The organism is Streptomyces sp. NPDC085944, assembly GCF_040686295.1.
Classification (GTDB): domain Bacteria; phylum Actinomycetota; class Actinomycetes; order Streptomycetales; family Streptomycetaceae; genus Streptomyces; species Streptomyces salinarius.
This window is the reverse complement of the sequence record NZ_JBFBJX010000011.1, coordinates 267,150-274,483: the sequence shown is the minus strand read 5'-3', so window position 1 is coordinate 274,483 and position 7,334 is coordinate 267,150. Positions and strand designations below refer to the sequence as shown.

The 7,334-nt window shown below is 61.9% G+C and carries 8 protein-coding genes; 6 read left to right on the top strand and 2 right to left on the bottom strand.

What is annotated here, in order from left to right; all coding sequences use genetic code 11:
* Window positions 1–101 precede the first annotated feature (101 nt).
* Window positions 102–647 carry a hypothetical protein gene (locus tag AB0P07_RS23260; protein ID WP_365553353.1) on the bottom strand — a complete coding sequence of 182 codons (546 nt, stop codon included), beginning with the start codon at window positions 645–647 and terminating at the stop codon, window positions 102–104.
* A 369-nt stretch (window positions 648–1,016) separates the two neighbouring features.
* Between AB0P07_RS23260 and AB0P07_RS23255 the strand changes: the two genes are divergently transcribed.
* The 3 genes from AB0P07_RS23255 (at window position 1,017) to AB0P07_RS23245 (ending at window position 3,773) form a co-directional block, all read left to right on the top strand.
* Window positions 1,017–1,829 (top strand): ABC-three component system protein, encoded by an 813-nt coding sequence (locus tag AB0P07_RS23255; protein ID WP_365553351.1) that lies wholly within the window; start codon window positions 1,017–1,019, stop codon window positions 1,827–1,829.
* The gene (locus AB0P07_RS23250; protein WP_358659612.1) at window positions 1,829–2,089 is read left to right on the top strand and encodes an ABC-three component system middle component 6; all 261 of its coding nucleotides are present in this window, start codon (window positions 1,829–1,831) and stop codon (window positions 2,087–2,089) included. Before AB0P07_RS23255 ends, AB0P07_RS23250 begins: the two co-directional genes overlap by 1 nt.
* Before the next feature lie 289 nt (window positions 2,090–2,378).
* Window positions 2,379–3,773 carry an ABC-three component system protein gene (locus tag AB0P07_RS23245; RefSeq protein WP_365553349.1) on the top strand — a complete coding sequence of 465 codons (1,395 nt, stop codon included), beginning with the start codon at window positions 2,379–2,381 and terminating at the stop codon, window positions 3,771–3,773.
* Between the two features lie 403 nt (window positions 3,774–4,176).
* Here AB0P07_RS23245 and AB0P07_RS23240 read toward each other — a convergent pair whose 3' ends face one another.
* Window positions 4,177–4,641: an NUDIX domain-containing protein gene (locus tag AB0P07_RS23240; RefSeq protein ID WP_024886412.1), complete on the bottom strand. Its 465-nt coding sequence runs from the start codon at window positions 4,639–4,641 to the stop codon at window positions 4,177–4,179.
* Between the two features lie 18 nt (window positions 4,642–4,659).
* On the opposite strand from AB0P07_RS23240, the gene AB0P07_RS23235 reads away from it, so the two are divergent.
* The 3 genes from AB0P07_RS23235 to AB0P07_RS23225 all read left to right on the top strand — a co-directional run bounded on the left by AB0P07_RS23235 (window position 4,660) and on the right by AB0P07_RS23225 (window position 7,294).
* Window positions 4,660–5,439 carry a GntR family transcriptional regulator gene (locus AB0P07_RS23235; RefSeq protein ID WP_030827618.1) on the top strand — a complete coding sequence of 260 codons (780 nt, stop codon included), beginning with the start codon at window positions 4,660–4,662 and terminating at the stop codon, window positions 5,437–5,439.
* A 139-nt stretch (window positions 5,440–5,578) separates the two neighbouring features.
* On the top strand, window positions 5,579–5,935 hold the full coding sequence (locus tag AB0P07_RS23230; protein WP_024886414.1) for a hypothetical protein: 357 nt from the start codon (window positions 5,579–5,581) through the stop codon (window positions 5,933–5,935).
* Between the two features lie 3 nt (window positions 5,936–5,938).
* Window positions 5,939–7,294: an FtsK/SpoIIIE domain-containing protein gene (locus AB0P07_RS23225; RefSeq protein WP_365553346.1), complete on the top strand. Its 1,356-nt coding sequence runs from the start codon at window positions 5,939–5,941 to the stop codon at window positions 7,292–7,294.
* The last annotated feature ends 40 nt before the right edge of the window (window positions 7,295–7,334 follow it).

Below are 7,334 nucleotides of genomic sequence, written 5' to 3'. Positions count from 1 at the left end.
AACGTCACCCGCTCCCGCCTGGGACGACTCGTCCGCCAGGGATTCCTCGAGCAACCGGGACGCGGCCGCTACCAGAAACGGACTTAACGCCCTCTGAGACCTCACCTAGCCAAGACTCCCTGGGCTACGGCAATGAACCGCTGCACCATCTCGGTGTAGCCATCGGCAGCCTCATCAGTCCTGTCTGAGGCGTCGCTCGACTCCTGCGACCTGTGGTCGGTGATGCGCGACTCCTCCCACATGCGCTGTCTGAATCTTTCGGCGGCGCCTATGACGCGCCCGGCTGCGTTGATGGCCTCCTCGGGGCCTATCAACGTGATGAGGCTACTGATCTTGATGAGGCCTTGGATCGACTCGTTGAAGGCTATGAGCTGGTCATGCTGCATGGATGTCACAGCCTTCGAGGCATCCGTGACGGCCTGTGTGGCTGTGATGAACGCTGCAAACGCATCACGCCGCTGCTCGCGTAGCCAATGACCGTGCTCGGCTGCGGCTTGGTCGTGAACGGCCTGGCGCGTGGCTGCGGCGGTCTTCTCCGCACCTATGCGAGCTCCTCGAACAGCGGCTACCCCGCCGGCTACTGCTCCGCCGAGAGCGCCGACCATGCCAGCTATGCCAGCGACGAACGCGGCTACACCTTGATCCATGTTGAGGGCATAGCACGTACTGACGAGGAGCGGCTACACGTCTGCCAAGGCGGTGTCAGGACAGCCCCTGTGAACTTCATCCTGAGCATGAGCGCTGATCGCTGGAGGCGCGCAGAGAGGCATGGTCACGTCGGGCTGCCCTGGATCGCCAGCGTTCACGGCACACAGCACTTGTACAACCAGCCGTGATAAGCGGTGTGTTCATGAGAGGCCAACGCCGTTACCCTGAGGGGTGGTTGTGTACATCGCCAATGGGGGAGCGACGTGCTAGTTGATCAAGACCGTGCATGGTTCCACAGCCAGTTCCTGGCTTTGTGTGTACGGAAGACAAGTTTCGATTGGCAAGACTTCGTCACTGACCTAATGCACATGAAGCATGGTCCCGACTTCGTCCAGATCGATCCCGCAGGTCGTGGAGATAAGGGCTGCGACGGCTGGGTTGACGGCCTCATGCTTGCCTGTTACGGCGCCACCAGTCCGTCAGAAGCATATGTAACGAGCAAAATAAAAACGGACTTCGAAAACGCGGAGAGACACTGGGGCTCCCGCATGGAAAAGTGGGCTTTCGTCTATAATAATGCCAGGGGCCTGCCTACAATGGCTGCTGCTGGCATTATGGATCTGAGGCAGGCGAAAAAAACCTCGTCCGTCAAAATAGAAAACTGGCCCCCTCAAGTTTTGTGGGATTATTGCGTAGGTGATGACGTTGATCGCAGTAAACTCGCGTGGATCCTTGGCGCTCCCCCATCAGAGCACCCTGCCGGAATGTCATATATAGCGAGATGTGTGGAGTCCCTTGCACGTACACGCTTGGTACCAGATACCGACAGTCCACTCGAAGTTCCGCCAGGGAAGATCGAGCACAATAATTTTGGCGAAGAGGTTGCAGATCTCCTCGTAGCATTCAAGGTGCACACCGGGCACGTTCGGTACTATTTTTCGTTGGCATCTCCCGGTGAACAAGCCCAAGTGTCTGAGAATCTGCGTGCGAGGTATGACGGCCACCGTGCACGTTTGGGTAGCTCGGACGCAGTGTTCCACGCGCTATGTGATGACCTGGTGGCAGAGGCTTTTCCGGGTGCGGACTACCCCGATATGAGCCAGCAGAGGAGTGCTGCGATGATGGTGGTCACGCATTTCTTCGAGAAGTGTGACATTTTCGAGGCTCCGGTGATTGGGTGATGCTTCTCCCTAGTAAATCGATCGCTGCGGACCAAGCGCTAATTGCGGTCGGCGCTCAAATCTTGCTGCAGTTGGAAAGGCCGGGCTCAGTTAGCGCGGTGTGGCAGAGACTTGCGGCGTGGCGCGGCTACAAAAAGATGCCCTCCGCGATCCCCTTCTGGTGGTTTGCCCTATCGCTAGATGTTCTCTTTGCCGCAGGGGCGGTTGTGCTTCAGGATGGCGAATTGAGGAAGGTTGATAATGTTTCGCACCCTGAGTAGTGACCTGCCCAACTTCAAAGCGGCACACTTCGAGCGCGGTCTAAATATCGTCGTGGCTGAGCGAACTAAGACAGCGAGGCGGCAGGACAGTCGCAACGCTGTCGGCAAGAGCAGTTTTGTTCAGGTACTCGATTTCCTTCTAGGATCCGATGCTCGCCCGAATCACGTACTACGTAGACCAGAGCTAGCCGATCACTCTTTTAGTCTCGGGCTCGACCTAGACGGCGCTGTTCCGAGCGTCAAACGAAGTGGAGGTGACCCGAGCAATGTTTCAGTAGACGGAACTACCTTGAAGATCGCCATGTGGCGGCGACAGTTGGGGCAGCAATTGTTCGGCCTGACTGGGGCGCCCAACGAACCGTCATATCGATCATTGATTGCCTTCTATCTACGTAATGTCGAGAATGGGGCCTTCGATAATCCAACGGAGGTCCACCGTAAGCAGGCCGCTGTAGCCTCACAGGCTCCCCTTGCCTATCTTTTCGGGCTGGACCTTGATCTTCTTGAACGCTCGAAAGAGATTGCGACCGCTGAAAAGAGCCTGAAAGAACTTAAAAAGGCGGCGAACGATCCAGTTTTGGGCATGACTCTGGGTAAAATGCAAGATCTTGATGCCCAGATCAGAACATTGAGGATTCAGGTAGTCCAGCTTGAGCAACAGATCTCCGACTTCCAAGTCGTGGAGCAATACTCTGTTCATCGTGCCAAGGCTGACGAGTTGAGTCGAGAGATCCGAAAGATTAACGACACCCTAGTTATGGAAGAACGCCGTCTGGGGGACATTGAGGCGGCCATTAGTCAGGAAGGTGAATCGCAGCCTGATCATTCCTATGTGCGGCAAGTCTACGACCAACTGCAAATCACTCTCCCTGACACGGTACTGCGGCGGTTTGACGAAGTGGCGGCGTTTCATCGTTCGATTGTCGAGAACAGGAAACGTTATCTCGAAGCCGAGCGGGCGGCCCTAGTTGAAGCTCTGGACGAAATGAGGCTGAGGCTTCAGCGTGCAGACACTGAGCGAGCAGAGGTGATGCGTGTTCTAGAGGCTGGCGGCGCTTTGGAGACCTATAACGAACTGCAGCAGCAGCTAGCGCAAGTGAAAGGTCGGCTCACGGAGTTGCAGCAACGTCGTGAAACCGTCGATAAGTGGGAGAATGCCAACAGGCACTTGCAATTGCGCTCAGCCGAAATGGAGCTTCGATTCAGCACGGACCTGAGTGATCGTCGTGCACAGATCGACGAAATAGCGCAACTCTATTCGTCCTATGCTTATGACATTTATGGCAGTGGGCGCCCCGCGTCGCTGAGTGTCGAACCTAGTAAAACGGGATATAGCTTTGTACCCACTATCGGTGGTGACAAAAGTCAAGGCGTAAAAAGCATGGCGCTCTTCTGCTTTGATCTAACGATGGCGGTTACTGCCAAAAGGGGTGGTCGGGGTCCGGATTTTCTAGTGCATGATAGCCATCTTTATTCGGATGTTGAGGGCCGTCAAATGGCGAGCGCGCTCACTCTGGCGGCTCGCATTGCTGAACGGGAGGCAATTCAGTATGTTGTAACGATGAATTCTGACGACTTGAAGAAAGCGCAAGATGAAGGCTTTAGGGTAGATTTCAACGAATGTGCCCGGTTGTCTGACGCCCCCTATGAAACAGGAGGTTTGTTCGGCATTCGCTTCAACTGAGCTGGCGTAGCGTGGTGAAGCTTCGGAATGCTAGTGAGCTCTTGGCGGGAGAGGGCCTAGCGTGAGGTCGGCGGAGCGGCTTTGGGGTGGCGCTGCTTTGGCGCGAGTGATCATGGCCCCGTAAGCTTGCGGCGCGTCGGGCAGTCTGTGGACCTGCCCGGTAAAGCACGACGTTGGGGCCATGATCTTCGAGGCTCGCGCCAAAGTGGCTCCGTAAAGCCGTGGAGTCGACCGCCCCAGCCACGACGTGCCGCTTCTCTGGCGTCAGGGCCCTGATTGCTGTGCGCGCGGCACGGTCGCCGGCCGGGCTGGAGCGGGGCGGAGACAGGAGCGCAGGCCCGGCCGGGGGCCGTGCCGCGCGCGGTGAGCGGAGCGAGCCGCCTTGATGAATGTAGGGAAAGTCTTACCCCGCTGGGATGAGTTGCTTGCCGTCGTGGCTTCGTACGTGGGGGCCGTTGCCGTCCAAGGCGTCCAAGAGCCTGACCGCGTAGACCTCTGCCATGCGCTCGCTGACCTCGTCGGGGGTGAGCCATGAGACGGCTGTCGACTCGTCAGAGGTGCGTTCGGTGCCGCCGGAGGGCTTGCAGCGGAAGACCAGTGCCACGATGCCTCGGGTCGTGTTCTTGTAGACGCCGGTGAGTTCGTCCACCTCGACGTGGATGCCGGTCTCCTCCAGGACCTCGCGGGCTACGCCGGCCTCCGGGGTCTCGTTGAGTTCGAGCACTCCGCCGGGGAGCTCCCAGGTGCCGTTGTCGGCTCGGCGGATCGCCAGGAGGCGGCCGTCCTCACGCACCACGACTCCGGCCACGGATACGGAGTGCAGGGGTGAGGGCGTTGCTTCCTGTGATTGACTCATGTACAGGAGCATAGGAGGCGGAGAGCGGCTATGGGAACTGCGGTAGAGGGGGGCAGGTCGGGGCCTCGGTACGTGCAGATCGCCGATGAGATCGTGCGGCAGATCCGGGCCGGTGTGCTCAAGCCCGGCGACATGGTGCCGAGTGAATCGGAGCTGGTGGAGCGCTACGGCGTGTCCGGCGGCACGATCCGTAAGGCCATGGTCGAGGTGCGGGCGAGCGGGCTCGTCGAGACTCGGCATGGCAAGGGCTCGATCGTGAAGGACCGGCCGCCGGTGCGGCATCGGTCGTCGGATCGGTTCCGGCGGTCCCTTCGGCAGGGTGGGAAGGCTGCGTATCTCGCGGAGTCGGCGCAGTCCGGCGCCACGGCGAAGGTGAGCGTCCTCTATATCGGGCCGATGGAGGCTCCCGAGGATGTCGCTCGGCGGCTCGGTGTTCCCGTCGGTACTCAGGTGCTCGCGCGCCGGCGTCTCTACTTCCGCAACGGCACCCCGGTCGAGACCGCCTCCTCGTACCTGCCGTGGGATGTCGTCAAGGAGATCCCGGAGCTGTTCGCCGAGAACCCCGGCGGCGGTGGCATCTACGCCCGACTCGAGGACCACGGGCATGAGTTCGCCGAGTTCGTCGAGACGCTGCAAGCGCGGCCAGCTTCGAAGGTGGAGGCGTCCGAGCTGGCGCTCAGCCCCGGTGCGCCGGTGGTTCACCTGATCCGTGAGGCTCGTACGACGGCCGGTCTCGTGGTCGAGGTCTGTGACACGCTCATGGCCGCTGACCAGTTCGTTTTCGAGTACCGGATTCCTGCTGCCGACTGACGCCCTCTCAACTCCTCGCAACCCGTCGTGACTTCGTAGCCGCGGCGGGTTGACTCATGTACAGGAGGCAGGCACTCTTCTTCCCATCACTCATGTACATGAGTGGCGGAGTTCAGCATCTATAGAGGAGTGATCTGCTGTGCGTCAGATTCCCGTGGAGACGTCCGGTGCCACCGTGATGGTCGCCAAGGCCCCGCAGCCCAAGGTTCGTGACCGCCGTACCGGGGAGATCGCCACCGACATGGAGACCGGCGTCAAGCTGATGACGGTCGACGTGATGTTCGCGGCGAACGACGAGGTGGAGATCCTTTCCATCACCGTTCCGGAGACCGGTTTCTCCGGTGAGCTGGCCATGGGGACTCCGGTCGTGCTCACCGGCCTGGTCGCCCGGCCGTGGGAGAACGAGTTCAACGGCCAGAAGCGGCACGGGATCGCCTTCCGCGCGGTCGCCGTCACCTCGCTGGTCGACGTCGACTCGGCCTCGAAGGCGGCATGAGCCATGACGTGGCCCACGGTCTTACTGCTGGTGGTCGTCGCCGCTGCGGGTCTCCTGCGGTGGCGGCGCCCCGCCTGGTACTGGCTGACCTTCGGGGTCACCCTCGCCGTCCTGCGGGTCCTGGTCCGGTACGGATCGGTCATGGACGCCTGCGGCCTGACGGTCCCGCCCTCGCGCTGGCGTCTGACGCTGGCCCGGATGACCAACCGCCCAGCTCCGGAGTCCCGCGCACCGCGCATCCTGCGGCTGCGGCCCACCCGTACGGGACTGGTCCTGCGGCTCAAACTCCGGCCCGGACAGGACGCGTTCGACGTCGCTGCCGCTTCGGACCGGTTGCGCCACTCCTTCGGGATGTACGGCGTCACCTCTCGTGAGCTGCGCTCGGGCGTCGTCGAGATCCGGATGACCGGCTACGACGTACTCAAGCGGGTGCAGATGCCTGCCAAGATCGACGCTCGCCCGATGCGGGTTCCGGTGGCGCTGCGGGAGGACGGTTCGGTCCACTACCGCGACTACCGCGCCGTGCCACACGGGCTGACCCTCGGCGCGACGGAGTCCGGCAAGTCGGTCTATCAGCGCAACCTCGTCGCCGGGCTCGCCCCGCAGCACGTCGCTCTGGTCGGCATCGACTGCAAGCAAGGAGTGGAGCTGTTCCCGTTGGCACGCCGGTTCTCCGCGCTCGCCGACAATCCCGATACCGCGTTGGAGCTGCTGGAGGCGTTGGTCTCCCACATGGGGGACGTGTATCAGCTCATCCGGGCTGAGCAGCGTGTCAGCGTCGCCGTGCCGGATGCTGAGATCGCCGCCGACATCTGGGACCTGCCCGAAGACCTACGGCCGGTGCCGGTCGTGGTCCTGGTCGACGAGGTCGCCGAACTCGCCCTCTTCGCCAGCAAGGAAGAGGAGAAGCGCCGGGACCGGATCATCACCGCCCTGGTCCGCCTCGCACAGCTCGGCCGCGCGGCCGGCATCTACCTGGAGATCTGCGGGCAGCGCTTCGGCTCCGAACTCGGCAAGGGCATCACCATGCTCCGCGCCCAGCTCACCGGCCGTACCGCACACCGCGTCAACGACGAAACCTCGGCGAACATGGCCTTCGGCGACATCGCCCCGGACGCGGTCCTCGCCGCGATCCAGATTCCCGCCGAGACGCGCGGGCTCGCCATCGCCGGTGACTCCACCGGCGGTTGGCACCGCATCCGCGCCCCGCGCACCTCGCTACGGCACGCCGTGAACACCTGCAACAAGCACGCCGAGCGCACCCCGGAACTCCCGGCCCTGGCCGCGTTCCGGCCCTCGGTCGCTGCGCTGCCCTCCGCCCGTGTGCCGCTGTCCAAGGCAGCCCCCGCCACCGCCTGACCCCCGCCCCCACGGTTGGCGCGACCGCCCTTCGCGCCGG